29 protein-coding genes and 1 riboswitch are annotated in these 23,922 nt (G+C 47.1%); of the genes, 13 read left to right on the forward strand and 16 right to left on the reverse strand.

Annotated elements, in window-relative coordinates; all coding sequences use genetic code 11:
• Entirely contained in the window at positions 1 to 537 is a 537-nt protein-coding gene (locus tag QGP82_RS17625) for a DUF2062 domain-containing protein (RefSeq protein ID WP_163697551.1), read from the forward strand.
• 303 nt (positions 538 to 840) lie between these two features.
• Positions 841 to 1,182 carry a hypothetical protein gene (locus QGP82_RS17630; protein WP_163662680.1) on the forward strand — a complete coding sequence of 114 codons (342 nt, stop codon included), beginning with the start codon at positions 841 to 843 and terminating at the stop codon, positions 1,180 to 1,182.
• Positions 1,183 to 1,265: 83 nt separating this feature from the next.
• Here the strand turns inward: QGP82_RS17630 and QGP82_RS17635 are convergent, their stop codons facing one another.
• Positions 1,266 to 1,631 (reverse strand): single-stranded DNA-binding protein, encoded by a 366-nt coding sequence (locus QGP82_RS17635; protein ID WP_006516355.1) that lies wholly within the window; start codon positions 1,629 to 1,631, stop codon positions 1,266 to 1,268.
• A gap of 350 nt (positions 1,632 to 1,981) precedes the next feature.
• On the opposite strand from QGP82_RS17635, the gene QGP82_RS17640 reads away from it, so the two are divergent.
• The 3 genes from QGP82_RS17640 to mreD are packed head-to-tail and all read left to right on the forward strand — an operon-like array spanning position 1,982 to position 4,430.
• Positions 1,982 to 3,022, forward strand: coding sequence for a rod shape-determining protein (locus tag QGP82_RS17640; RefSeq protein WP_156828612.1), 1,041 nt, complete (start codon positions 1,982 to 1,984; stop codon positions 3,020 to 3,022).
• Positions 3,023 to 3,068: 46 nt separating this feature from the next.
• Positions 3,069 to 3,851 (forward strand): rod shape-determining protein MreC, encoded by a 783-nt coding sequence (gene mreC, locus QGP82_RS17645; protein ID WP_163662682.1) that lies wholly within the window; start codon positions 3,069 to 3,071, stop codon positions 3,849 to 3,851.
• A 24-nt stretch (positions 3,852 to 3,875) separates the two neighbouring features.
• On the forward strand, positions 3,876 to 4,430 hold the full coding sequence (gene mreD / locus QGP82_RS17650; protein ID WP_163662685.1) for a rod shape-determining protein MreD: 555 nt from the start codon (positions 3,876 to 3,878) through the stop codon (positions 4,428 to 4,430).
• Here the strand turns inward: mreD and QGP82_RS17655 are convergent.
• The 5 genes from QGP82_RS17655 to pirA form a co-directional block, all read right to left on the reverse strand.
• Entirely contained in the window at positions 4,427 to 5,182 is a 756-nt protein-coding gene (locus tag QGP82_RS17655; RefSeq protein WP_163697550.1) for an HAD family hydrolase, read from the reverse strand. The genes mreD and QGP82_RS17655 overlap by 4 nt on opposite strands.
• A 258-nt stretch (positions 5,183 to 5,440) precedes the next feature.
• A complete protein-coding gene (dtd, locus tag QGP82_RS17660; RefSeq protein ID WP_499060522.1) occupies positions 5,441 to 5,896 on the reverse strand; it encodes a D-aminoacyl-tRNA deacylase in 456 nt (151 codons plus the stop codon).
• Positions 5,896 to 7,056 (reverse strand): CobW family GTP-binding protein, encoded by a 1,161-nt coding sequence (locus QGP82_RS17665; RefSeq protein ID WP_499060523.1) that lies wholly within the window; start codon positions 7,054 to 7,056, stop codon positions 5,896 to 5,898. The genes dtd and QGP82_RS17665 overlap by 1 nt, the downstream gene beginning before the upstream one ends.
• Positions 7,057 to 7,166: 110 nt before the next feature.
• A complete protein-coding gene (locus QGP82_RS17670; protein ID WP_006516362.1) occupies positions 7,167 to 7,610 on the reverse strand; it encodes a tellurite resistance TerB family protein in 444 nt (147 codons plus the stop codon).
• A gap of 154 nt (positions 7,611 to 7,764) precedes the next feature.
• Positions 7,765 to 8,187, reverse strand: a complete 423-nt coding sequence (gene pirA, locus QGP82_RS17675; RefSeq protein ID WP_499060525.1) for an arginine synthesis PII-interacting regulator PirA — start codon at positions 8,185 to 8,187, stop codon at positions 7,765 to 7,767.
• Between the two features lie 34 nt (positions 8,188 to 8,221).
• A riboswitch (Glutamine riboswitch) is annotated at positions 8,222 to 8,330 on the reverse strand.
• A 318-nt stretch (positions 8,331 to 8,648) separates the two neighbouring features.
• On the opposite strand from pirA, the gene QGP82_RS17680 reads away from it, so the two are divergent.
• Positions 8,649 to 9,536 carry a 6-pyruvoyl trahydropterin synthase family protein gene (locus tag QGP82_RS17680; RefSeq protein ID WP_163662696.1) on the forward strand — a complete coding sequence of 296 codons (888 nt, stop codon included), beginning with the start codon at positions 8,649 to 8,651 and terminating at the stop codon, positions 9,534 to 9,536.
• Between the two features lie 129 nt (positions 9,537 to 9,665).
• On the opposite strand, the gene QGP82_RS17685 is transcribed toward QGP82_RS17680, so the two are convergent.
• The 4 genes from QGP82_RS17685 to rpmI all read right to left on the reverse strand — a co-directional run bounded on the left by QGP82_RS17685 (position 9,666) and on the right by rpmI (position 11,674).
• Positions 9,666 to 10,208 carry a tetratricopeptide repeat protein gene (locus QGP82_RS17685; RefSeq protein ID WP_006516365.1) on the reverse strand — a complete coding sequence of 181 codons (543 nt, stop codon included), beginning with the start codon at positions 10,206 to 10,208 and terminating at the stop codon, positions 9,666 to 9,668.
• A 58-nt stretch (positions 10,209 to 10,266) separates the two neighbouring features.
• Complete coding sequence (locus QGP82_RS17690) at positions 10,267 to 10,992, reverse strand: transporter substrate-binding domain-containing protein (protein ID WP_250564884.1); 726 nt, start codon at positions 10,990 to 10,992, stop codon at positions 10,267 to 10,269.
• 66 nt (positions 10,993 to 11,058) lie between these two features.
• Positions 11,059 to 11,412, reverse strand: a complete 354-nt coding sequence (gene rplT / locus QGP82_RS17695; protein ID WP_006516367.1) for a 50S ribosomal protein L20 — start codon at positions 11,410 to 11,412, stop codon at positions 11,059 to 11,061.
• Between the two features lie 64 nt (positions 11,413 to 11,476).
• Positions 11,477 to 11,674 (reverse strand): 50S ribosomal protein L35, encoded by a 198-nt coding sequence (gene rpmI / locus QGP82_RS17700; protein ID WP_006516368.1) that lies wholly within the window; start codon positions 11,672 to 11,674, stop codon positions 11,477 to 11,479.
• Positions 11,675 to 11,757: 83 nt separating this feature from the next.
• Between rpmI and QGP82_RS17705 the strand changes: the two genes are divergently transcribed.
• The 3 genes from QGP82_RS17705 to QGP82_RS17715 all read left to right on the forward strand — a co-directional run bounded on the left by QGP82_RS17705 (position 11,758) and on the right by QGP82_RS17715 (position 13,768).
• Positions 11,758 to 12,384 (forward strand): adenylate kinase, encoded by a 627-nt coding sequence (locus tag QGP82_RS17705; RefSeq protein WP_348917911.1) that lies wholly within the window; start codon positions 11,758 to 11,760, stop codon positions 12,382 to 12,384.
• Between the two features lie 80 nt (positions 12,385 to 12,464).
• Positions 12,465 to 13,214: a DUF561 domain-containing protein gene (locus QGP82_RS17710; protein ID WP_163662700.1), complete on the forward strand. Its 750-nt coding sequence runs from the start codon at positions 12,465 to 12,467 to the stop codon at positions 13,212 to 13,214.
• Positions 13,215 to 13,336: 122 nt separating this feature from the next.
• Positions 13,337 to 13,768 (forward strand): NUDIX hydrolase, encoded by a 432-nt coding sequence (locus tag QGP82_RS17715; RefSeq protein WP_499060530.1) that lies wholly within the window; start codon positions 13,337 to 13,339, stop codon positions 13,766 to 13,768.
• 21 nt (positions 13,769 to 13,789) lie between these two features.
• Here QGP82_RS17715 and QGP82_RS17720 read toward each other — a convergent pair whose 3' ends face one another.
• From QGP82_RS17720 to QGP82_RS17730, 3 genes are all read right to left on the reverse strand, one after another.
• Positions 13,790 to 14,593 carry an ankyrin repeat domain-containing protein gene (locus tag QGP82_RS17720; protein ID WP_163662706.1) on the reverse strand — a complete coding sequence of 268 codons (804 nt, stop codon included), beginning with the start codon at positions 14,591 to 14,593 and terminating at the stop codon, positions 13,790 to 13,792.
• A gap of 303 nt (positions 14,594 to 14,896) precedes the next feature.
• Positions 14,897 to 15,889, reverse strand: coding sequence for a ribose-phosphate pyrophosphokinase (locus QGP82_RS17725; RefSeq protein WP_163662709.1), 993 nt, complete (start codon positions 15,887 to 15,889; stop codon positions 14,897 to 14,899).
• A 763-nt stretch (positions 15,890 to 16,652) separates the two neighbouring features.
• Entirely contained in the window at positions 16,653 to 16,964 is a 312-nt protein-coding gene (locus QGP82_RS17730; protein ID WP_006516374.1) for a DUF3067 family protein, read from the reverse strand.
• A gap of 403 nt (positions 16,965 to 17,367) precedes the next feature.
• Between QGP82_RS17730 and petC the strand changes: the two genes are divergently transcribed.
• From petC to QGP82_RS17750, 4 genes are all read left to right on the forward strand, one after another.
• Positions 17,368 to 17,913, forward strand: a complete 546-nt coding sequence (gene petC / locus QGP82_RS17735; protein WP_163662711.1) for a cytochrome b6-f complex iron-sulfur subunit — start codon at positions 17,368 to 17,370, stop codon at positions 17,911 to 17,913.
• A gap of 55 nt (positions 17,914 to 17,968) precedes the next feature.
• Positions 17,969 to 18,937: a cytochrome f gene (gene petA / locus QGP82_RS17740; RefSeq protein WP_490795297.1), complete on the forward strand. Its 969-nt coding sequence runs from the start codon at positions 17,969 to 17,971 to the stop codon at positions 18,935 to 18,937.
• A 210-nt stretch (positions 18,938 to 19,147) separates the two neighbouring features.
• Positions 19,148 to 20,596 carry a cysteine--tRNA ligase gene (gene cysS, locus QGP82_RS17745; protein WP_499060533.1) on the forward strand — a complete coding sequence of 483 codons (1,449 nt, stop codon included), beginning with the start codon at positions 19,148 to 19,150 and terminating at the stop codon, positions 20,594 to 20,596.
• A 6-nt stretch (positions 20,597 to 20,602) separates the two neighbouring features.
• The gene (locus tag QGP82_RS17750; protein ID WP_499060534.1) at positions 20,603 to 21,307 is read left to right on the forward strand and encodes a TrmH family RNA methyltransferase; all 705 of its coding nucleotides are present in this window, start codon (positions 20,603 to 20,605) and stop codon (positions 21,305 to 21,307) included.
• 78 nt (positions 21,308 to 21,385) lie between these two features.
• On the opposite strand, the gene rsgA is transcribed toward QGP82_RS17750, so the two are convergent.
• From rsgA to dnaJ, 3 genes are read right to left on the reverse strand one after another with little or no spacing between them, the layout of a single operon-like run.
• A complete protein-coding gene (rsgA, locus tag QGP82_RS17755) occupies positions 21,386 to 22,501 on the reverse strand; it encodes a small ribosomal subunit biogenesis GTPase RsgA (RefSeq protein ID WP_163662717.1) in 1,116 nt (371 codons plus the stop codon).
• Entirely contained in the window at positions 22,498 to 22,749 is a 252-nt protein-coding gene (locus tag QGP82_RS17760; RefSeq protein ID WP_163662719.1) for a sulfurtransferase TusA family protein, read from the reverse strand. The genes rsgA and QGP82_RS17760 overlap by 4 nt, the downstream gene beginning before the upstream one ends.
• A gap of 38 nt (positions 22,750 to 22,787) precedes the next feature.
• Positions 22,788 to 23,915, reverse strand: coding sequence for a molecular chaperone DnaJ (gene dnaJ, locus QGP82_RS17765; protein ID WP_163662721.1), 1,128 nt, complete (start codon positions 23,913 to 23,915; stop codon positions 22,788 to 22,790).
• Positions 23,916 to 23,922: the final 7 nt, after the last annotated feature.

Consider the following 23,922-nt stretch of genomic DNA (forward strand, 5'->3'; position numbering starts at 1 on the left):
GTGGCAGACCCACAAGGTCATTCTGACGATAATCAATCCAGCAAACAATCTTACAAAAGATCACATCGCCCCCTAAAACGCCAGAAGCGAGGTAAATTGCAGCGTCTGGCCAGGTATGTCTATATTCGCTTTATCCGTCTCAGAAGCCATCCTCAAGCCATTGCCAGGGGTCTGGCAGCGGGGGTTTTTGCCGGCAGCTATCCCTTGTTTGGGTTACAGACAATCATTGGCGTTGCGATCGCTGTAGCCATTCGAGGCAATAAAATTGTTGCAGCCGCCGGCACTTGGATTAGCAATCCACTGACCTATGTTCCTATTTATGCATTCAACTACCAAATTGGGCGCTGGGTTTTAGGACAAAGTGCAGCAACCAGCCTGACAGGGCGTTCTCCTCAAGAATGGATGAACCTTGGCCTTGATATCACAGTTGCCCTAATGGTAGGCAGTACTCTCGTAGGGATGATTTTAGCTTTTCTCAGCTACTATGGCTGCTTACATATGGCATACCATATCCAATCCAACCGTAATAGCCGTTAGAATTTATTTATTATTTGCGACTTACTAGCCGTAAGAGCATCCCAGCATCCATTTCAAATAATTTGGATAATTGACGTTAATGGACGTTATTATGAACATCGGGTGCATTGATAAAAGTTGATCAAATGTAACAGGTAACCCAATATTACTTTTGACAACTTCAGACAATATAGATTACGGTTCGTTTATTAGTACCAGTTTGTATTATTAGAGGAAATATTCCCGTAAATCTTTATTGCTCGTTTATTCAGCTAGCTGGATAATCCTGGCAGCTTCTCCAGAGTTCCATCTTTTCACAGTGAAATGTTCCCCAACACAGCTTGTCACACCATTAAGTATCGGATCAGCTGCCAACATAGCTCACCTAAGACAACTCGCGTCACGTTTCGAGAAACTGCCCCTCGTAATCAAGATCGCTTAAAGCCTTATCTATACGCTGCCAACTATACAGTTAGCAATATAGATGAGGCTTATCAGCTTTTACGTGAATACCTTTTTACCAACGGTGTTACAGCTGTGGAAGATTTGCGTTTCCCTAATCGTGGCAAAATTGAGGTGATTCCTGGGGCTGCTTGGTGCGAGGTTCAAGCCAGCATTCAAGCCGATGGCGAAACGACCGAGCAGAACGATCGTTTAGCTAGCTAGTATTCACTCTGCCTAATTTCGACTTTGCCCACTGAGTAAAAAATAATAAAACGTGTTCTAATGCCTTCTCTAAGTAGCAGGCATTAGAACTGGTCATCATCGTAGTTACCTGACATGGGAGCAGCGTTGTCTCGCTTAGACCCTAAAAGCTCAAGGCGTTCTACTCGAATAACAGGACTAGAGCGCTGTGCACCCGTAGCGCGATCTTGCCAGCTATCAAGCTTAAGCGCGCCCACTACGCCGACAAGACTCCCCTTCTTGACGTAATTAGCAGCCACCTCAGCGTTGCGTCCCCAGAGTTCTAGGTTGAACCAATCAGGCTGATCGCTATTACGAGTACGTCGATTCACAGCAATCGTAAACTTGCACAGCACATTGCCTGACTCAAAATAGCGAACCTCAGGATCTCGTCCCGCTCGCCCTACAAGATTTACAACATTGAGACTCATCGCTATTTCACCAGCTACTGTGCTAACTACTTTATATGCGAGAGATACACCACCGTCTAGAATTATCTTTATCTCTTACGCTTTGAAGTAGATGGGCATAAGGTTTTACCCCCGGTACTCCAGATTACAGAATTTCAGACCGTGTAACCTTGGAGTATGGTAGATAGCGCAGGTTGATTAATAGTCAACGTTCCCTCAGGATGTTTCTCAACATCATCGCCATAGGCCGAATATTGGTTGCGTTCAGAAGTGCGGACTAGACGTACAGATATAAAACGTAATAAAATCCACACCGGCCTAATAAACCATCCATTTGTTTTTTCACAGCTCGTTTGGGGGCACGTCTAACAGTGAGTTTACTCGATCGCTTTTCATTCTCCCGTGACATGGGAATAGACCTGGGGACAGCTAACACTCTGGTCTATGTTTCGGGTAAAGGCGTTGTCTTGCAAGAGCCCTCCGTTGTAGCTAGGGATAAGGACGGCAAGCCCTTAGCTGTTGGAGAAGAAGCCAAACGAATGCTAGGACGTACGCCAGGCAACATTACGGCTCTGCGTCCTTTACGGGACGGTGTGATTGCTGATTTTGATACTGCCGAGCTCATGCTCAAGCACTTTATTAAACGAGTGCATGAAGGTCGAGCGTTAGGAATGCCCCGCATCGTGATTGGCATTCCCAGTGGTGTTACCGGTGTAGAGCGTCGGGCAGTTATGGATGCAGCTCTACAGGCTGGGGCTCGTATGGTCTATCTCATCGATGAACCCGTTGCGGCAGCTATTGGCGCTGGGTTACCCGTAGCTGAGCCCACAGGCAACATGATTATTGATATCGGTGGCGGTACCACTGAAGTCGCAGTGCTAAGTTTACAAGGCACTGTCTTAAGTGAATCGGTACGTGTAGCTGGTGATGAGCTGAGTGATTCCATTTCTCAATACATGAAAAAAGTCCATAACTTGGTCATTGGTGAGCGCACAGCCGAAGAAATCAAGATCAATATTGGCTCTGCTTATCCCAGTCCTAATGACAGTGAAAATGTTTTGGATGTTCGAGGCTTACACTTGCTATCCGGTTTACCCAGAACAGTGACTGTAAAAAGTGCTGAAATCCGCGAAAGTATGGCAGAACCGTTGTCGGTGATCGTTGAGGCTGTGAAACGAACCCTGGAAAGAACTCCTCCAGAGTTGGCAGCTGATATTATCGATAGGGGTATTATGCTGGCAGGTGGCGGAGCGTTACTAAAAGGTCTAGATACCCTGATTAGCCATGAAACCGGCATTGTAGTTCACGTTGCGGCTGATCCGTTGAGTTGTGTAGTCCTAGGAACTGGACGTGTGCTTGAAAACTTTAGTCAGATGGAGCGGGTATTTAGTGCTCGTTCTCGCGATCTCTAAGGTTTCCGTAGACGGTTGACAGGTTGACAACTATTGTTTGCAAATTATGTTTGCACTGAGACGCTGGTGGGATAGATACGCAACGAGGGCTGGCATTACCACCCTTGTTATCGTCTTAGCCTGGGCTATGCGTCAAAGCCAGGGTGCTGTCATTTATGAAATCTATCAGGTACTAACAGCACCGCTTCAACCTGGCCTTACACAAGCAGAGCGGCTGGAAAATGCCTACATCCTAGAGCTGCAACAACGGGTGATTGAATTAGAAAACCAAAATCAAAGCCTGCGGGAAAATATTGACTATGCTGATAGTCAAGGCAAGGTTACCGTTGCTGCTGTGATTGGGCGTAGTGCCGATAATTGGTGGCAGCAAATTACGGTCAATAAAGGTAGTTTGGAAGGCATTACAGAAGGTGACATGGCCACGGGGCCTGGGGGTTTAGTAGGTCGAGTTACTAGTGTTTCTCTAAATACTAGTCAAATTTTGTTAATTACTGACCCCACTAGCCAGATGGGTGTGAAGGTCAGTCGTAGCCGGTCCTTAGGCGTAGTACGTGGCAATGTTGACGGTCGGGTCGTTATGCAGTTTTTTGAGACTACGCCTGATGTCAAACCGGGTGATGTCATTGTCACGTCTTCTTACAGCCGTCTTTTCCCTCAAGGGATTCCCGTCGGGCGTATCGAAAGTATGGACTTAAAGAAAAGTCCCGCGCCTGAAGCTGTGATTAAACTATCGTCTCCTCTAAATATTCTTGAATGGGTTACTATTCATCCCTTTGAAGCCAAAACCGACGTTAATGCGCCTCCCGCAGAGATAATCGACAATGAATAGCGCGATAGCGCTACCTGAGACAATATGACTTCATCTAAAGGGAAGGAAGCGCTATCCGACTTTCAAAAAACTTGCCTCAATATCGTTATTGTGGTGGGCTCAGGCTTAATTTGCTTGCTGCTATCTCCTATGCGCTTTCCTGGCATCGAATTGTTGGGTATCGCTCCAAACTGGTTACTAATCTGGGTCGTTATCTGGAGTATTCACCATCCCATTATCGATGGGGCCATCGCTGGGATTGTCTTGGGATTATTACAGGACGGTCTGACAGGTCCTTTTCCCACCCATGCCTTAAGCTTGCTAGTAGTAGGTATGTTGACAGCTAGGTTACAGCGACAGCGGTTGATTCAAGAAAATGTCGTGCTAGTGGCATTTATTGTTTTTGGCATGGCTGTGGTTGCCGCCACAATCATGGCTCTGCAAATGAGTTTTCGCCATCTGCTATGGCCTGATTCACCCTACCTGAGCCTTTGGCAAATTTGGCGTACCCATCAGCGAGTAGCTCTCAGTTCAGCAATTCTTAGCAGCCTATGGACACCAGCACTTTACTATCCATTGCATCGCTGGTGGAAGGGTTAGGCCGCCTGTAAAACCTGTGTCATATGACGGCTTTGAATCGCGTTGAGCAAACTAGGTTCTATAGAGGTTGGTTGGTATCGCTTTAGGTGTTCACAGCTACGAATGCCGTTGGTGAGGGCAATAGTAACGATGCCCGCTCGTTGCCCGGCAATAATATCTGCCTCTGTATCCCCAATCATGCAAGTGGGGTAAGTTTGATAACCTTGGCTTTTCTGAGCTGCGATCGCACGCTCTAGCAACGCCACCTTTTGCTCAGCTCGGTTCAAGTGGGCGGCATTGATATCAGATGCCCCAAAGATTTCGTCAACATACTGACTCAGATCATGGGCCTGTAAAAAGGCTTGCACCTGTCGAGGATGGCGTAGTGTTACTAGAACTAAACGTAGACCTCGTTCACGGTTGAGATAATGAATAGCCTTGTCAGCACCGGGCTGTAGAGTATCCCACTGTAGCAAATGGGGATGATTCACAATCCGCTGAACCTGCTGTAAAAGAGTATCGACCAGCTCTGTAGGTACCCCCGAACGAATAGCAATGTCGGTATCAGCCACTCGATTGCGTTTCATCCACCAAAACTGCTTTTTAGACAGTATTTGCAGCGATAACGCTGCACCATGACTCTCTTGGTAACTAGCTTGCAGAGTTGAAAGTCCTAAGCGATAGGTTCGGTAGTAACGCTCCGAAACATCTACGATAGGACCATCAAAGTCACAGAACAAAACCTGCCCAGCAGGCACTTGAAACGAGGACATTAGATTAATACTGTGCAGCATAAAGGGACCTGTGATAGTCGTATTCTGGGATCGTCTCTATGTAGGAAGGGTTGCTAGACCATTTAACATTTCTTTACCTTATCAAGGGAAACCGGAACTGACACAAGCGCAGCCAAAGAAAATAAAGTGGCATATTCTCTGTATTGCTTGTGTAGTGACTATCTCCTCTAAAGAATAACGATCGCCCATAGTCCCCCCAGGACGAGCTAGACCATGCAGGTCAGCCCCAAGTAAAAGCTAGGCTAACCGGGCGTCTCGTTCTAAGAACAACGTAACCGGACCCTCATTATCGATGGCGACTTGCATATGGGCACCAAATTGTCCTGTTTCTACCTGTAACCCACTCTGTCGCAGTTTAGCTACAAACTGTTCATATAGCTTAACGGCCTGGTCAGGTGAAGCTGCCTGGTCAAATGAAGGACGTCGTCCCTTGCGACAGTCACCATAAAGTGTGAATTGACTAATAACAAGCAAGGCACCCTGAACATCTTGAATCGATAAATCAAAACGCCCTGACCCTTCAGCCGGGAAAAGCCTTAATGAAAGGCACTTCTGGACCATCCAATCGAGTTCTTTTTCTGTATCGGTTTCAGCGATCCCAATCAAAAGGTTAAGCCCACGACCGATACAGCCCACAACCTCACCGTCAACCATGACTTGGGATGCTGATACACGCTGAATTACAACGCGCACTAGCTGCTGAAACCTCTACCACGACCTTTGGATTCAAGGCAAAAGCATTTTTCAATTTCAGCTTTTAAGGCTTCATGGTCAAGATTTTGACCAATGAGCACCAGTTGGGTTTTCCGAGGTCGATGATTCCATTCTTCATCTTCTAAAGAAAATCGTTTACCACTGAGATGAAAGATGTGGCGCTTTTCACTCTCGTCAAACCACAAAATCCCCTTGGCTCGAAAGACGTTATCCGGCAGCTTGTTATCCAAGAAATGCTGAAACTTTCGAATCGCTAGAGGTTGATCACGAACAATAGAAATCGATGTAAATCCATCTACATCCAGGTGGGAATGCTCGTGCTCATGATCATGCTCGTGCTCATGTTCGCAGTGGCCATGCTCATGATCGCAATTGGCATGATCGTGATGTTCTGCGTGGGAATGCCCATGCTCATGATCATGCTCGTGCCCATGATCATGCTCGTGCCCATGATCGTGGTGCTCTTCTTTAGCCGGTTCAAAGTATTTATCAGACTCAAAAAGACCTACACTCAAAATCAGCGGTAGCGGGACTTGAGACTGAGTTGTCCGTAAGATTCGGGCACCTTCTTTAATGTCTCGCACCTTAACTTCCAGCAGATCTAGATCAGCTTCATCCACTAGATCTGTCTTATTCAGCAGAATAATGTCACCATAGGCAATTTGGTTATGGGCTGCCTGGCTGTTAAATAAATCGATGCTGTAGTTCTCCGCATCTACTAGCGTCACAATAGAATCTAATCGAGTGAGATCCCGTAGCTCGGTGCCTAAAAACGTAAGGGCTACTGGCAGCGGATCCGCCAGCCCCGTTGTCTCCACAACTAGATAATCAATCTTGTCCTTACGCTCTAATACCTTATAAACTGCCTCTAACAAATCATTATTGATGGTGCAGCAGATGCAGCCGTTGCTCAGCTCCACCATAGTATCGTCATCTGTTGTAATGAGCAGGTCATTATCAATCCCGACTTCACCAAACTCATTGACCAGCACCGCTGTTTTCAGGCCGTCTTGATTAGTCAAAATGTGGTTAAGCAGAGTAGTTTTACCACTCCCCAAAAAACCAGTAATGATCGTTACGGGCAAGCCGTGTTTGGAGTCATCCATCTGTTTGGATGGAGCTGAAATTGCAGCAGTCATAGACAAGAATAAATGGTGGGGTCGATTGGAGTTAGTGCAGAGTTTATTATCTCGTATTTGTCAGAAAATGAGGTTCAGGCTTCACTGAAGTAAAAACTTTGACTGACTCTTTATCCTCGATTTTTGATGGTCATGACTTCGACAATGGTGAGCGCTTGTTCGCTGGGGATTTCCAGAATGCGATAGAGGTCATCCAGGAAGGCTTGCTCTTGAGGTGTCACGCTACCATCGGCAAGTACTAGATCTGTTGCTAAGGCAAAAGCTGTAGGTTTTAGCTCAACTGGAAGTACGGTATTAGCCGCTTCTACTAAACGGCTAGGACTATGCTGCTGTAGCTGCTGCAGCAATCTATCCTTCATCCGAGTCATCATCTCTGTAGAGTAACTTTTGAACAGTCGCATACGGCTTAACAGCATGTCCATTTCGCGACTCTCTTGGTCAGAAAGGTATCCATCGGCAGCGATCGCAACTAAACAAATCGCCGCCAGTGCTTCTGCTGGATTCATAGAGAGCGATTCTGGCGACGGGTCAAAAACCTTATCAAATAGTCCCATAACACCCTTTTGCGAATAAGATTTGGCCGTTGATAGTCAGACCAAACTTATTGTGAAACATGATGGGGACAAACAAAAAGGAGAAGCTTTGGGAGCTTCTCCCTAACTTACTCTAGCCACGAATCTGGGAACTCAAGCGGTAAAAAAACAGCCCTTAAGCCATTTGACGCAGTTCATCTTCCAGCTGCTGTAACAAATTCATGTTGCCTTGTGCACGGGCCACCGCAATTCGATGCTCTAAAGAGCGGTGAATACTATCGCTATGGCTACGAGCTGCCTCACGTAGCAACTGACGACGCTCATCCATTAGAGGAGTCAGCTCTGCAAGCTTGCGCTGAAACGCCGAGAAAACTGACTTAGTCTCAGTTTGAGCTGCAACCTGACGCTGACCATAACGATCAGTCTGGTAGGCTACACCACGATAGGTAAGCTCTGCTTTAGGCTGGGGAAAAGGAACATGGCGCACATACGTATAGCGATGTTGACGGCCACGATAATTACAAAGAATGTCGCTTTCAGAAACCTCTAACATAGGCGGATTGTGGTCATAGTCGACACCACGGTAAGTAAGTTTCATGAGTGTGTCTCCTCCTGAATGAGCACCGATTACGCGTGCGTTCCTTCGGGCAGGCCAATATAACCTATGGGACCATAGTCATATAGGACACCCTACTTCCGTCTCATCGTCGAACAGGGGACGAATTCTTGGAGATGAACGAGGATTTGTTCTGTATCTATTTTTACCGTTTACAACTTAAATTAGCAACTCCTGATATTTCTGCTGAGAAATCCTAAACAGTAAAGCTTGCAAGGCTTTTCAGGATTTGACGGTTTTTAGGCAATAAAATCGTGTCAAAACTTCATGACTTGAGTTACTATCGCTCACATTAAAGCAACCCGCGTATCAAATTCCATCCCCTGAGATAACACATTAGTATCCATAGGATACTTAGACCATCATTTTCTTGACGATGGTCTATGCTTAAGGGAAAAGATTTAGCAAAAATTAATATTTGACTCGCTGTTTTTGGTATTGCTATGAAATGCACCATCAACCGTCGGGCTCAGTTTTCCGCCAGCCATCGTTACTGGCTGCCCGAACTGAGTGACGATGAAAACCAGACCAAGTTTGGTCTATGCACCCGTGCCCCAGGCCATGGCCACAACTATGAGTTGTTCGTCTCTATGGAAGGCGATTTAGATGAGTATGGCATGGTGCTTAATCTGTCCGATGTCAAAAAGGTAATTAAGCGTGAAGTCACTAGTCAGCTTGATTTTTCCTACTTGAACGATGTTTGGCCCGAATTCCAAATTGACACTCCCAAGGGAGGGCTGCCAACCACAGAAAATATCGCCCGTATCATCTGGCAGCGTTTAGTCCCCCACTTACCCATTACCAACGTCCAACTATTTGAAACCTCTACCCTCTGGGCCGACTATAAAGGAAACGCCATGGAAGCTTATTTGACCATCTCCACCCATTTCAGTGCTGCCCACCGCCTGGCTCTACCAACCCTGACATTGGAGCAAAACAGCGAAATTTATGGTCTTTGTGCCCGCGTTAATGGTCACGGCCATAATTATCATCTGGAGGTCACAATCAAGGGGGAGATGGACCCACGCACGGGCATGATTGCCGACCTAGTGGAGTTTCAGAATGCCGTGAAAACCCATGTGGTGAAGCCCTTTGACCACACGTTTTTGAATAAGGATATTCCCTACTTTGCCGAAGTAGTACCCACAGCTGAGAATATCGCAGTGCACATTCGGGATTTACTACGCGGGCCTATTAAGGAAATTGGAGCTAGCCTGCATAAGGTGAAATTAATCGAGAGCCCAAATAATTCAGCTGAGGTTTATTGTGAAGCAACGGCTGAAACTACTACGCCAAAACAGTCAGCGACACCAGAACTAGCAGCTGTCTAAACGGGTTCCGGGGCTTGCATTGTAGGTCTGAACGGCTGCATACCGTCGAAAATGTGGGGCTAGTCAGACATATGTCATGTCATGTGTTAGCCCCAAAACTTTAACTCCAGACGTGTCAACGTAAAACGACTACTGCTTCATTGGGATGACTACACGCTTACGTAAAGACTGTGCCCGACGCTTGGCAGTAGCGTTATCAGGCTCAACTTTAAGGGCCTGATCGTAGCTTTCTAGTGCCTGAACGGTCAGTTGCTTTTTCTCGTAGCTATGTCCCAGGTTATTGAGAGCCGTTACATAACCTGGGGCAATTTTTAATGCTGCCTTATACTGACGAATCGCTAGATCAAACTGCCCTTGGGCAAAGTAGGTATATCCTAAGGCGTTATAGATTAGCGGTGCATTTTCAGCTTCTTCTTCCTCTGTTAAAGCCTTTAGGGCCTGTTGCAAATAGAGAGCTGATTGGGAAAAAAGCTTTTTATCTAACAAGAGACTTCCTAGCTCGTAATACTCTTGGGCGGTTCCCTTTTCTTTGGTGAGCTTCTTTTGTAAACGGCCTAGTGTGGTCTCAATACGGCGAGTCTTAAATACCTGGCGAATTATAAAAAAGGCTGAAAGCCCTAGTAGGGCAATAAGAATGCCCAGGTATGTCAAAAATAGGGTGCTATTCTCCATGAACTCGCTCTATCAGTTATGCGTACTGCAGTGGTCTACTTTTATTCTCCCATGGTAGCTACGGTAACCCCCAGTAGGTAGCTCGATCTTGTAACCAACCTTCGTCATCCCATTGACGAATAGCATCGTTAATAGCTCGACGTAAGTCGCTGTACTGAGTCCCTTTAGGAATTGCGATCGCAACCGGCTCCACTGAAATTACTTCATCCAACAACCGATAGCGATTATCCTGCTGCTGCCATCCAGTCAGGAGCGACACATCTCCAGCAAAGGCATCTACTTGCCCCCTAGCCAATTCAGCAATGGCGTCTTGATAAGACAACACTGTCACCAGATTGGCATCAGGTAATTGATAACGGACATGGGCCAGGGTACTGGAATTGGCCAGCACCGCAATACGACCAGGGGCGAGGTCATCTAAGGTCTTAATCTGGGTTGATGTGGTGATAAACCCAGTGCCATCTAAATAATAAGGTTCACTAAAACTAGCAATGCGCTGACGCTGAGCGGTCACCGTAATTGATGCGATCGCAATATCCACGTCACCATTAACCACCACATTGACACGATCGACATTATGCACTGAACGAAACTCTACAGCTGTTTCGTCCCCAAGAAGATCCAGTGCCAATCGACGGGCAATCTCAATTTCAAATCCGTCTAACTCGCCTGTTGCATCACGATATCCCAAGGGGAACCGATTATCCTTAACCGCCACAATTAACCGACCGCGAGCCTCAATCTCAGCTAATTCAGCAGATATAGCAATTAGGGGCACAGACATCTGTGCCCCTAACAGTAAACTTATGCCTAGCAAATGTTGCCAAATATATCGCCACATGTGGCGATACTAGCCTTTCTTGCCAGCTAGCTCAACCACCTTGGTAAAGGTATCTGGATCTAGAACAGCCATTTGAGCCAGCATCTTACGATTTACCTGAATGTTTGCGGTCTTCAGATCGCCAATCAAACGGCTGTAGGTAGTGCCATTGAGACGAGCTGCTGCATTAATACGCGTAATCCACAACCGGCGAAAATCACGTTTCTTATTGCGACGATCGCGATACGCATACCGCAGGGCCTTCATTACCTGCTGGTTTGCAGTCCGGAAGAGTTTAGAATGGGAACCCCGGTAACCCTTCGCAAGCTTGAGAATTTTCTTGCGGCGCTTGCGAGCTACATTGCCGCGTTTTACACGTGCCATATTAGGTCGTTAATAGCTAAAAACAAAAAACAATCAATTGATTGCAGAGACGTTGCATGCCACTCTACAAATAAGGCATCATGCCTTCGATGTTAGGTACATCTGCATCTACCACAACCGCCTTCTTAGACAAACGGCTCTTGCGGGCAGTGGATTTATGCTGCAATAAGTGGTTCTTAAACGCCTTACGACGCATAATCTTACCGCTTCCGCTACGGCGAAAGCGCTTTGCAGCAGCCCGACGGGTTTTAAGCTTGGGCATAGTTTTGCACTTGGATAAACTTTTACACGGTCTAATAGCTTACTACGTCTTCAGGCCTTGCTTCAATAGTCCAGTTAAGATCCGTGGAAAAAGCAATCCGACTCCGCAAACCCAGACTAGGGTTATTACGGGGAGGATATGAAAAAGGATATTTATCATCTATGCGGCTATTGATTTTAGGCGGTCCTGGTTCAGGCAAAGGCACTCAATCGCAAAAGCTCAGCGAGCACTTTGGCATTCCCTGGATTTCCACAGGAGATACCCTCAGAGCAGAAATTGCAGCTGATTCACCCCTGGGGCAGCAAGTTTCAGAAACTCTGGCCAAAGGAGAGCTGGTTTCTGACAAGTTAATGATCGCTCTAATTAAAGAGCGCTTGCAGCAACCAGATGCAGCCAAAGGGTGGATCCTAGATGGATATCCCCGCACCGCCTTCCAAGCGGAAGAACTCGACTTCTTTCTCGATACTTTAAATACTCAAGTGAACTATGCCATTTGGCTGGAACTACCTGCCCATGCTCTGATTGAACGTTCTGAAAACCGAGCAGCTATTGACGATAACCCTGAAGCCCTACGCCGTCGCATTGAGACCCTGGCCGAAACCACGATTCCAATGCTCGAATACTACGATTATCGCCAACGACTCCTACGCATCGATGGCAATCAACCACCTGACGACGTTAAGCGAGAGATACTAGGAGGCATTAACTAGAAGCAGAGGCTCGATTCTTTACTGTTGCCTGCCCCCAACCTCTGGCACAATAAGCCTGATCGATTTTGTCTGAGACACCTATGACTATCCATCCCAACCTCCATGCTGCCTTTTCTCAAGGCCATGCACTGAAGATTATCAGTGGCTTGACCAACTTTGATGCAGCCAATGTTTTGGCCATAGCTAAGGCCGCTCAGCAAGGAGGTGCCACATTTGTTGATATTGCAGCGGATGCTGATCTTGTCCATCAGGTGAGTGAGCAAATTAGCTTACCAATCTGTGTTTCAGCCATTGATCCAACGGCATTTTTAGCGCCTGTTGCCGCCGGTGCCACACTCATTGAAATTGGTAATTTTGATGCTTTCTATGCTCAAGGGCTAACTTTCAGCGCCAATGACGTCTTAAGACTCACTCAACAAACTCGTGAGCTTTTGCCCCATATCACGTTGTCAGTCACAGTACCTCATACACTGCCCCTGGATGAGCAAGTACAGCTGGCCGAAAATCTTGTGGCTCAGGGAGCAGACATTATTCAAACTGAAGGGGGCACCAGTAGCCAACCCAGACATTCTGGATGTATTGGCTTAATCGAGAAAGCGACGCCAACCCTAGCGGCAGCCCATGCTATTTCACGCGCTGTATGTATTCCTGTGCTATGCGCATCAGGTATTTCAGATGTCACAGCTCCCATGGCTATTGCAGCCGGTGCAGCCGGTGTCGGTGTCGGCTCAGCAGTTAATAAGTTGAATAATGAGATTGCTATGATTGCTGCTGTTCGTAGCCTGAGGGAATCTCTACAGACAGTGACCCGTGCCATCGAAAAGGTATAAATTCTGATGTGCAAGTCCGAGAATTAGAAAGGTGATGAGTCTTTCTAATTCTCGGGTAGAGCAATGATTATGATTGGGTAGACCCCAATAGCACCAGCACTACTGCCATTGCAGAAAACTTCATGGGCAAGCCACGTATTCGACCGATTGCCCTTGGCTTAATTCAGCATCAAGGGCATGTTTTTGTTAGCAAGGGTTACGACAGCATCAAAGATAAACCCTTCTATCGTTTTCTGGGGGGTGGCATCGATTTTGGCGAAACTAGTGTCAACGCCCTTAAACGAGAATTTCAAGAAGAAATCCAGGCAGACTTGATAAACATCAGGTATCTGACGTGCTTAGACAATATTTTTGTTTGTAACGGAAAACTTGGCCATGAGTTGATTCAGCTATTCCGTTGTGATTTTGCTGACTCTATTTTTTATCGATTAGATCAGACGTACAAACTCATCGAAGGCCAGAAAACTCACGATGCTGTTTGGATACCGATCAATCAAGTACGTTCAGGCATATTAAATTTAGTTCCAAACAACTGTCACGCCTACATCGATTAAGCGACGACCTAGATGACGTCATCACATGGCGTCTCGCAACAGGGTAGCGATCTCACGGTTCCCCTGGGCACGGGCTAAGCCCAATGCACTCACACCGCGCTGACTTATGCGTGGGTTAGCGCCATAGTTCAGCAATAGCCTAACTAACTCTGCATTACCCACCTCAACTGCTCGATATAGCGGAGTCGCCTGATCTGGATCTGCACCTCCCGCCAGCAATGATCGCGCAATTGCCAAATTTCCTATTTCGACAGCCTTGTATAAAGAGGTAATGCCAGAAACTTGAGCATTGGCATTGCCTCCCCCCTGCAAAAGCAGTCTGACCAGTTCATGATTGCCCATCTCAGTGGCACGGTATAACAGCGGCACACCATAGGTAGTCCGCCGGTCAGGAGATGCACCAGCGTTGATTAAAATTCGGACCAGGTCAAGGTTGCCCATGTCAACGGCTCTACCCAGAGCCGTTTGCCCACCGGTACTAACCACATCGACATCAGCCCCATTGGCCACTAGCAACTGGACCATCGCTCGGTTTCCTTGTTCAGTTGCGATCGCAATTGGATACCCCTCATAACGATTGCCAGCATCTGCATTGGCACCTTGGTTAAGCACCAATTCTGCCTGTCGTATATCACCACTGCGAACAGCGTTCAGCAATCGCTGATCGAGGTCAGGCAGTCGAGCCTGCAGCGATCCAGCTTGAGCAACAGCTCCAGACAGCGAAAACGGTATACGCGCTAATTGAGTCTGTACAAGTTTAGGATTAAAAACCAACAAGGCCAGAACAGCACTAGCCAACTGGAGGATAGACGTGCTTTTTACCATGGGTTCTAAACAGCAATGTAGTTACCAAGTCTATGCATGCACCCCTAAAGTTTCCAGAGATAGTCAATGGCCAACAGCCTTCATCATCGCCTCATCAATATGTGGTACTAAGCTCATACAACGTGCGCTAAATACCAAACTGTTCCGTTACTAACACAAGAGGCCCAGACTTCATCAGCTTCCTACAAACATGAGATACTGACGGCCACGAGAAAATCAGTAAAAAATAGGAGAGGTTTTAAAAACCTCTCCATCAGAATTATTAGAGTTCATTCACACTGGATCAGTCCTAAGGATTCGACCTCAGCGAAACATACTACTAACGGAGCTTTCTTCGTGAATGCGCCAAATAGTCTCCCCCAGCAAATTAGCAATTGTGAGGGTCGTCAGCTGAGGAAACTGACGCTCCGGTGCCACAGGGATTGTATTCGTCACAATCACCTCTTCAAACACCCCACTGGATAAACGCTCCACTGCTGGTGGTGAAAACACAGCATGGGTAGCACAGGCATATACTTGGCGGGCCCCTTGGGCCCGCAGCAATCTTGCCCCCTCCGAGATAGTTCCGCCCGTATCGATCATGTCGTCCACCAGAACGGCTGTTTTGCCCTCTACATCGCCAATCAAATTCATGACCTCAGCAACATTGTGGGCTTGACGACGCTTATCAATAATGGCCAAAGGGGCATCGTTGAGTCGCTTGGCAATAGCGCGTGCCCGTGCCACCCCCCCAACGTCAGGGGATACCACCACTAAATCAGTCAGGCATTTGCTCGCCAAGTAATCAACCAGTACTGGAGCCCCATAGATATGATCACAAGGAATGTCAAAGTAGCCCTGAATTTGGGATGAATGTAAGTCCATTGCCAAAACTCGATTAGCACCCGCTTGGGTAATTAAGTTGGCAACTAATTTAGCGGTAATCGATTCTCGACCGGCAGTTTTGCGGTCCGCGCGAGCGTAACCGTAATACGGAATCACCGCTGTAATCTGACGAGCAGACGCCCGCCGACAAGCGTCAATCATGATCAGCAACTCCATCAAGTGATCATTGACCGGTCGACAGGTTGGCTGAATCAGATAGACATCACATCCACGGATGGACTCCTGGATTTGAACATACAGCTCACCATCGGCAAACTGTTTACGCACCATCGGCCCCAAATCAATTCCCAGGTAACGAGCAACCTCCCTTGAGAGGGCTGGATTCGATGACCCTGAAAATAACTTCAGGCGACTGTTGTCTTCTAAGCTAGGTACAGTGGGTTTAGCAGGCAGTGTTGCAGAGCTGATCACGGCAGGCCCTCAAAGCATACTGAGCGAATTCATGCAAATCGTAACATCGGTCTTAGAATAATTTGCTCTGTTTTTCCCTAAGTGAGATATTTCTTCGACACACACACACTAAGTTTTTGATACCAGTAAAAACATCAAGTTTTTAGTAAGTGGCCAAACAGTAGAGAATTAGACATCCATGAGTTTTTTCTCATCTTAGAAAAACTGTCTCTAACCTCAGTAATAGCTATTTAGCATAACGCTTCAATGTCTATCACTTAGAACAAAATGACAGAAATATGCTGAAATTCAGCGTACTCAAGTCATCAAATCATGGCTTGTGGCATAAGCATGTGCATTTTTATGTGGAATTGTTATTTAGGCAATTGATTTGCATGAGTAATTAATGCCAGATTTAAAATTTTGACGCCACACGTTTATCCTGCTTTTATGCAAGTTTTAGGTGACTACCAAAAAGTCAAATTAGTTTTCAAAAGCTGTAGCTTGAACCACCAGATTTCAGCAATATTTTGTGTATTGCAGATTGTGTATTTAAGAATACAATTTGGTTCAGATTTTATCAGACAGATCAGCCATTAGTACATCTCTTGCCTAAATATTCCTAACCAACTCCTGCCCAAGTTCGTGCGGGCTTTAGAGACCTGAATGTAGGGCTCTAACACCTAAAAATCAAGCATTCAGCTGGGTATAATCACAGTTCCACCAATGTATAAATATGCATTATTTCAATGGGCCTCTCAGAAACTTGCTTTAAAGAAATGCACTAATCAAGCAGCCACTCAGAAGCTCGTCTTCCTAAATCGATAGGGATACTAACGGCTTTACCCAATCTAGGACGCTCATTCGTTTGCTCAATTGCAGTTTGCACCTGCGTCAAACACCCCATGGCTTCTAGATACAGCACAATATCTTTGAGATGGGCCAAATACTCGTCCTCATCCATGGGGAAAGAAACCTGCTCTAGATAACGCCACATCACTTGGAAAAAGACCTTGGTAGAAGTCTTGCGGATTTGAACGTCAAAGGAATAGCCCCATTTATTGATGAGTAGCTCTTGAAAGTCTTCTGGGGTCATAGGTCGCTAAACTGCCCGTTATTTTACATTTATTTACACGATTTCAGATAACGCACCTCTATGAGAAGTAAATAAGATACAGATTTTTCAAATCATAGGCTCAGATAGTTAATAAATGAGGTGTGGTCTGGGGAGCAACTGTCTGGTGAGGGTTTGCGTCTTTTTAAGTCATGGTTTTGCCATGGCAAAATAAGCTTCAAAAGCGACACCTACTAACTATTGAAACCAGTGAGCCTTAGGAAGAACAGTTTTTCTGAGGCGGCTAAATGCAATAATACTCATAGCAATTTGCAAACTTCTGTGACGATATGAGCCACAAATGTACTTGTGGTTACTTGTTACAGGGGTTTGTACTGGGCGATGCAGCCTTTAGATTCATACTCGCATATATAGTCTGACAGTTATGGCTCAAGCTTCTGGAAACCCTGATGTCCCTGATTTAGGGCGTCGCCAATTTATGAATCTGCTCACCTTTGGAGCAGCTACTGGTACGGCTGTGGGCGCTCTCTATCCCATTGTTAAGTACTTTTTACCTCCGAGCAGCGGCTCAGCCGGTGGCGGCGTTACTGCTAAGGATGAATTAGGTAACGATGTGGTAGCTACCAGTTATCTAGAGACTCACGGTGCTGGTGACCGCTCTTTGGTTCAAGGCTTAAAGGGTGATCCAACGTATTTGGTCGTAACTGACGATGGTACTCTTGACAGCTACGCCGTTAATGCCGTGTGCACACACTTGGGTTGCGTTGTTCCTTGGAACGCTAGCGAGAATAAGTTTAAGTGTCCTTGCCATGGTTCTCAGTATGATGCCACTGGTAAGGTAGTGCGTGGCCCAGCGCCTCTTTCTTTGGCCCTGGCTAACGCAAGTGTGTCCAAAGATGATGACAAGGTAACTCTAAGCCCTTGGACCGACACCGACTTTAGAACAGGCGATGCTCCCTGGTGGGCTTAGGTTGTCTGTTTCATTTGATTTCTCTCTACGTAATTGGATTGCTAGCGTGCGACGGATGGAATTTAACTTTTTAAGCGTGTTCAATAAGCTGCTGAAGGTCATCGCTTCTAGTGCTTTAGTTGCGATCGCAACCCTAAGCCTGGTACTGACCAATGCTCAATCGGCAGCCGCCTATCCTTTCTGGGCCCAGGAAAACTACGAAACTCCTCGTGAAGCAACTGGCCGCATTGTTTGTGCCAACTGCCATCTAGGTCAGAAGAAGACTGAGATTGAAGTTCCTCAAGCTGTACTCCCTGACACGGTCTTTAAGGCAGTGGTCAAGGTACCCTATGACCTTGATGCTCAGCAAGTACTGGGCGATGGTAGCAAAGGTGGGTTGAATGTAGGTGCAGTTCTAATGCTGCCTGACGGTTTTCAGCTAGCTCCTGAAGATCGCATTCCGGAAGAGATTAAGGAAGAAGTGGGTAGCACCTATTTCATGCCTTACAGTGATGAGCATCCAAACTGGTTGCTAGTTGGCCCTGTCCCCGGTGAGCAGTATCAGGAAATTGTTTTCCCTGTTCTATCGCCTGACCCAGCCACCGATAACAACGTTAGCTTTGGTAAGTATCAGATCCACATTGGTGGCAACCGTGGTCGTGGTCAACTTTACCCCACAGGTCAAGCAACTAATAATGTGGTTTACACCGCATCTAAGGGTGGCGTGATTACAGATGTTGTTAAGGGCGACAGCGGTACTGAGATCACTATCAAAACCGCTGATGGTGAAACCGTTACCGAAAGCCTACAACCTGGTCCAGAGTTAATTGTTGCTAAGGGCGATACTGTTGAAACGGGTGCTGCTTTAACCAATGACCCCAACGTTGGTGGTTTTGGTCAGCATGACACTGAGATTGTTCTACAAAGCCCTGGTCGCATTAAGGGCCTGCTAGCCTTTTTAGGAGCCGCAGCAGTGACTCAGATTATGTTGGTGCTCAAGAAGAAGCAGGTTGAAACTGTTCAGGCTGCAAATGTGACCTTCTAGATTCATTCCATTACCTTGAGCTTGGAACCTGAGGGGCGGTACTTTTTTGTACCGCCCCTTTTTGGTGAGCCATGTATGACAGACACCGATTGAGCAATGAGCGTAATCTCATTTTTGCGAATGCTCTGCGCCATATCTTCCGGCACCAAACCGGCTTACCATAGGAAATGATGAGGCTAGAGAGCCATAGCAGTAATATTCACCCGTTTAATGAGCGTAGTCCTTTACAACACCCTATCCCGCTGCAAGGAACCCTTTCAGCCGTTACAAGCAGGTACGGCTAAGATTTACTGCTGCGGTGTAACGGTCTATGACTATTGCCACCTGGGCCATGCTCGCTGTTATGTGGTTTGGGATACAGTACGTCGCTATCTGCAATGGCGCGGCTACGATGTGCATTATGTACAAAACTTTACCGATATCGACGATAAAATTTTGAACCGTGCCCGCCAAGAGGGCACCACCATGGAGGCCGTGTCAAAACGCTTTATTCAGGCCTACCACGAAGATATGGCGCGGCTGAACATATTGGAGGCTGATGAGTATACTTACGCCACTCACACCATCGACGGCATTAAACGCCTGATTGGTGAATTAGAAAATAAGGGATATGCCTACGCCACTGGGGGCGATGTGTATTACAAAGTCCGCAAGTTTGATGGCTATGGTAAGCTCTCGGGTCGTAAGTTAGATGATATGCAAGCTGGTGCCAGCGGTCGAGTAGCGGGTGGCGAATCGAAAAAGAAAGATCCGTTTGATTTTGCCCTATGGAAAGGGGCTAAACCGGAAGAACCTTCATGGGAATCACCGTGGGGTCCAGGACGTCCTGGTTGGCACATTGAGTGCTCAGCTATGGTGCGTGATCGCATGGGTGACACCATCGATATTCACATGGGGGGAGGCGATCTCACCTTTCCACACCATGAGAATGAAATAGCCCAGTCAGAAGCGGCTACAGGTCACCCCCTCTCCCAATACTGGATGCACAATGGCATGGTGAATGTGAACGGTGAAAAGATGTCCAAGTCTTTGGGCAATTTCACCACCATTCGTCAGCTCCTGGATGCAGATGACGGTCTGCACCCCATGGCGTTACGTCTCTTTCTCTGCCAGGCTCAATATCGTAAGCCAGTGGACTTCACGGCAGATGCGATCGCATCCGCCACCAAAAGCTGGCAAACCCTCAAAGACGGACTGCTATTTGGTGCTAACCATGGTGCTCAGCTGAAGTGGCAAGATGCTTCCCTAGAGCTTGACCATGAGAGCGATGCCGTACAGCGTTTTCAGAACGCTATGGATGATGATTTCAATACGCCTGAAGCGGTAGCCGTTCTCTTTGAACTCGCCAAGGAACTCCGCCGCCAAGGTAATCTCTTGATCCATGAGGGCAAAGCTGATGCAGATAGTGACAGCCTACGGCAGCAATGGCACACACTCGTTTGCCTTGCCCAGGTCCTGGGTATTGAGGCCACCCCAGAGGATAGTCCTATGGAACAGGACGGTCCCAGTGACGAGGAAATCGCCAATTTGATCGAGCAGAGACTAGCCGCTAAAAAGGCAAAAGACTTCGCTCTGGCCGACAAAATTCGCAATGACCTGACCGCCCAAGGCATAACTCTCATTGACAAGCCTGGTGGTGTAACCGAGTGGCATCGGTAAGAGCAGATGAGCACTGCCCACCGTCCGGTGAGTAATGAGACTACCGAGGAACTCATTAATTATCTGGGAAAGTTTTTAACAGAGGAACGAAGGGCCAAAATTGAAACGGTTTTAGCCTCTCGCACCCGCTATGTCACTGTAGCGCTTGAGGATCTGCACACCAGTCAAAATGCTGGAGCTGTCTTGCGTAACTGCGATAACTTTGGCATCCAAGACGTACATATCATCGAACAAACTACGAGCTTTAAGGTTAATCTCAATGTTACTAGAGGTTGCCAAAAATGGTTAACAACCCATCGTTACACCAAACAACAGGACAATACACGCAATTGCATTGCAGCCCTCAAAGCTAAAGGCTATTGCATCGTAGCAACTACACCACACACAGAGGCTTTGGAGCTATCTGCGTTGCCAACCGAGCGACCCATCGCCTTACTCTTTGGCAATGAGTTGGATGGATTATCAGAGATTGCCATGGCTGAAGCCGATAGGTTACTCACAATTCCAATGTATGGCTTTAGTGAGAGCTTTAATATCTCAGTTAGTGCCGCGCTCTGTTTGCAGAGTATTTGCGATCGCATCCACCATTCTACTCATCCTTGGCAACTGACTTCCGCAGAGAAACAAACACTACGGCTACAGTGGTATCGAAATTCTTGTAAAAATAGTCAGCAATTGGAAGCAAGTTTTTGGAAAACATTGGGGGAGTAGGGAATGGAGAGTGAAGAACAGCCTCTGCCCCCATATCCACTCCATACTCTCTACTCCGTACCCCTCATGCGCCAAAACTCAAAACCCATATTCCTCTAGAACTGCATCATCGACATCATCAATGGACTTCGCTCCCATCACGTCGTAGCACATGTCTTGCAAGTCTTGATGATGACGACGACGGGATGTGCGACGGTATTTTTTAGCCTCTAGCTTCGGCTCGTGTTGTACCTGACCATCGCTGCCCATCTTCACTTTTTCAGTCACCTCAGCAGTGGGACGATCATCCAACTGCTGCTGATGGTGCAGTACTTCATTGAGTAAAGACAGGTAATAGTCATAGCGCTCCCACTCACCGCGAACACTACAGCCAGGCTCATCGCGATGGAGGCAGTCATTAAACTGACAGTGGCCCGCACGCTGACGGATTTCTGGGAAACATGCCATCAACGTCTCAACGGGACAAGTCAAATCAGGTTGATTAAAACCAGGGGTATCAGCTAACAAACCACCGGCTGGCAAATCAAATAATTCCACATGGCGCGTGGTGTGCCGCCCTCTACCCAGCTTGCCAGAAACTGCATTGGTGCGAGCATCCACATCAGGCACTAAACGGTTCAGAAGACTCGACTTTCCTACACCTGAAGGACCAGCAACAACACTCACTCGATGCTTTAAGGTCTCCATCAGAGCGACAGGTAGCTCTTTATCTTCTCGAACGCTTACTAGCAAAGGCTCATAGCCCCAATCACTTAAGCGCGTTTGCCAGTGGTCAATTGACTCCTGGCAAAGCAGATCCCGTTTATTGAGACAAAGGGTCACGGGAATGCCCGTGGATTCTGCTTTAACTAAAAATCGACTCAGCTGAGCAGGATCTAAGGCAGGTTCAGCTAAGGCAAACACTAAAAGGATTTGGTCAACATTGGAAATAGGGGGACGGTCGAGCAAATTGGTACGCGTTTGAATGGTTGCGATCGCGCCTCGCTTATCCTGCCAATCAATCTCTTCCACCAAAACCCTATCGCCTACAACCACCTGCTGCCCAAGTTTTTTCAAACGAGCACGGCGGGTACACAAAAAATAATGAGGTTCAGCATCTTCTAGAGACAGCTTAACTTGATAGTAATTTGCCTGACAGGCAACTACAGTTCCTTCAATGGACGATAAGGTTAAGTACTCCGTTGCTCCCCTCATACCACAGGTCGTCGCACCTGCAGTGCAAAGTAACCTTCTGGACTTACTTCCAATGCCTCAATTAGAAACCCTTCTGAACGTAGGCTATCGGGGACTTGCTCCACAGGTTCACCAGCATCCAGCCAAACTTCTAAAAGTTCACCAAGCGGCATTCGTTGCAACTTGAGCTTGGTACGCACAAAATTCAGAGGACAGGGTGTCCCACGCAAATCCAACGTTTCGTCAGGTCGATTCAAAACATCCGTCATACTACAAAAGAAATATCTTAATCGTCGGCGTCCCAAGCCTAGCCCTTAAACAGACCACCTAAAAAACCTTCCAACCCCTTCTTAGAGACTGAATCACCTCGCACTTCAGCTAATTTAGCCAGCAGTTCACGTTCTTCAGTCTTAATCCGAGTAGGAATATCCACTAGAACAGTTAGCAAGTGATTACCACGACTAACTGGATTACCCAACTTAGGCACACCACGATTTTCCATCGTCACAACTGTGTTGGGCTGGGTCCCTGGTGGCACATGCACATCCACTGGCCCATCAACAGTATCCACCTTCAAATCACAGCCTAAGATAGCCTGCAAATAACTCACCTTGAGATCCGAAAGCACATTGATGCCATCACGCTTAAACTTGCTGTGTTCCTTGACAAACAGGTATACATACAAGTCACCCGGTGGGCCACCACGCATCCCCGCATCCCCTTCGTTGGAAACCCTCAAACGCGTGCCATTATCTACGCCAGCAGGAATTGTAATTTTAAGCTTCTTAGTTTCCTGCTTACGCCCTGCACCGCCACAAACTTCGCAGCGATCTTCGACAACTTCACCTGTCCCATTACAGGTAGGGCAAGCTGAAACCTGGGTAAAACTACCAAAGGGTGTGCGAGTAGCTCGACGCACCTGACCTGAACCACTACACGTGGAACAAGTCCGAGGACGAGTACCCGGTTTTGCACCAGAACCCTTACAGGTCATACAGTTCTCTAAATGGCTAATTTTGATCTCTTTTTCACCGCCAAAAATAGCCTCAGTGAAGTCTAATTTCAGATCGAGACGTAGATCGTCCCCACGCATAGGACCACGTCGCTTAGCCTGACTGGGGCCACCAGAAAATCCGCTAAAGAAGCTTTCAAAGATATCGGCGAAACCACCCATATCAGAAAAATCTTGAAAGCCTGCGCCACCAGCCGCAGCACCACCCACACCAGCTTCGCCAAAGCGATCATACCGAGCCCTAATTTCCGGTTCAGATAAAACCTCGTACGCTCGATTGATCTCTTTGAATTTGTCTTCTGCACCCGGATCTTTATTGACATCAGGGTGATACTTACGTGCCAGCCGCCGATAAGCGCGCTTTACTTCATCCTGATCGGCCCCCCGGGAAACACCGAGCACCTCATAGTAATCACGAGCCATAGAATGC

The organism is Leptothoe sp. LEGE 181152 (genome assembly GCF_032906605.1).
In the GTDB taxonomy this organism is placed as follows: domain Bacteria; phylum Cyanobacteriota; class Cyanobacteriia; order Phormidesmidales; family Phormidesmidaceae; genus Leptothoe; species Leptothoe turfae.

What these genes read in the sequence shown, in the direction of transcription:
- QGP82_RS17690 (WP_250564884.1), bottom strand. Translation starts at nt 10,992, where the DNA reads ATGTCTGTGCCCCTAATTGCTATATCTGCTGAATTAGCTGAGATTGAG.
- cysS (WP_499060533.1), top strand. Translation starts at nt 19,148, where the DNA reads ATGAGCGTAGTCCTTTACAACACCCTATCCCGCTGCAAGGAACCCTTT.
- QGP82_RS17680 (WP_163662696.1), top strand. Translation starts at nt 8,649, where the DNA reads ATGAAATGCACCATCAACCGTCGGGCTCAGTTTTCCGCCAGCCATCGT.
- QGP82_RS17715 (WP_499060530.1), top strand. Translation starts at nt 13,337, where the DNA reads ATGGGCAAGCCACGTATTCGACCGATTGCCCTTGGCTTAATTCAGCAT.
- QGP82_RS17670 (WP_006516362.1), bottom strand. Translation starts at nt 7,610, where the DNA reads ATGGGACTATTTGATAAGGTTTTTGACCCGTCGCCAGAATCGCTCTCT.
- rplT (WP_006516367.1), bottom strand. Translation starts at nt 11,412, where the DNA reads ATGGCACGTGTAAAACGCGGCAATGTAGCTCGCAAGCGCCGCAAGAAA.
- QGP82_RS17750 (WP_499060534.1), top strand. Translation starts at nt 20,603, where the DNA reads ATGAGCACTGCCCACCGTCCGGTGAGTAATGAGACTACCGAGGAACTC.
- QGP82_RS17760 (WP_163662719.1), bottom strand. Translation starts at nt 22,749, where the DNA reads ATGACGGATGTTTTGAATCGACCTGACGAAACGTTGGATTTGCGTGGG.
- rpmI (WP_006516368.1), bottom strand. Translation starts at nt 11,674, where the DNA reads ATGCCCAAGCTTAAAACCCGTCGGGCTGCTGCAAAGCGCTTTCGCCGT.
- petC (WP_163662711.1), top strand. Translation starts at nt 17,368, where the DNA reads ATGGCTCAAGCTTCTGGAAACCCTGATGTCCCTGATTTAGGGCGTCGC.
- petA (WP_490795297.1), top strand. Translation starts at nt 17,969, where the DNA reads ATGGAATTTAACTTTTTAAGCGTGTTCAATAAGCTGCTGAAGGTCATC.
- QGP82_RS17710 (WP_163662700.1), top strand. Translation starts at nt 12,465, where the DNA reads ATGACTATCCATCCCAACCTCCATGCTGCCTTTTCTCAAGGCCATGCA.
- QGP82_RS17630 (WP_163662680.1), top strand. Translation starts at nt 841, where the DNA reads ATGTTCCCCAACACAGCTTGTCACACCATTAAGTATCGGATCAGCTGC.
- rsgA (WP_163662717.1), bottom strand. Translation starts at nt 22,501, where the DNA reads ATGAGGGGAGCAACGGAGTACTTAACCTTATCGTCCATTGAAGGAACT.
- QGP82_RS17685 (WP_006516365.1), bottom strand. Translation starts at nt 10,208, where the DNA reads ATGGAGAATAGCACCCTATTTTTGACATACCTGGGCATTCTTATTGCC.
- dnaJ (WP_163662721.1), bottom strand. Translation starts at nt 23,915, where the DNA reads ATGGCTCGTGATTACTATGAGGTGCTCGGTGTTTCCCGGGGGGCCGAT.
- QGP82_RS17665 (WP_499060523.1), bottom strand. Translation starts at nt 7,056, where the DNA reads ATGACTGCTGCAATTTCAGCTCCATCCAAACAGATGGATGACTCCAAA.
- QGP82_RS17635 (WP_006516355.1), bottom strand. Translation starts at nt 1,631, where the DNA reads ATGAGTCTCAATGTTGTAAATCTTGTAGGGCGAGCGGGACGAGATCCT.
- QGP82_RS17720 (WP_163662706.1), bottom strand. Translation starts at nt 14,593, where the DNA reads ATGGTAAAAAGCACGTCTATCCTCCAGTTGGCTAGTGCTGTTCTGGCC.
- mreD (WP_163662685.1), top strand. Translation starts at nt 3,876, where the DNA reads ATGACTTCATCTAAAGGGAAGGAAGCGCTATCCGACTTTCAAAAAACT.
- QGP82_RS17730 (WP_006516374.1), bottom strand. Translation starts at nt 16,964, where the DNA reads ATGACCCCAGAAGACTTTCAAGAGCTACTCATCAATAAATGGGGCTAT.
- pirA (WP_499060525.1), bottom strand. Translation starts at nt 8,187, where the DNA reads ATGAAACTTACTTACCGTGGTGTCGACTATGACCACAATCCGCCTATG.
- QGP82_RS17655 (WP_163697550.1), bottom strand. Translation starts at nt 5,182, where the DNA reads ATGTCCTCGTTTCAAGTGCCTGCTGGGCAGGTTTTGTTCTGTGACTTT.
- mreC (WP_163662682.1), top strand. Translation starts at nt 3,069, where the DNA reads ATGTTTGCACTGAGACGCTGGTGGGATAGATACGCAACGAGGGCTGGC.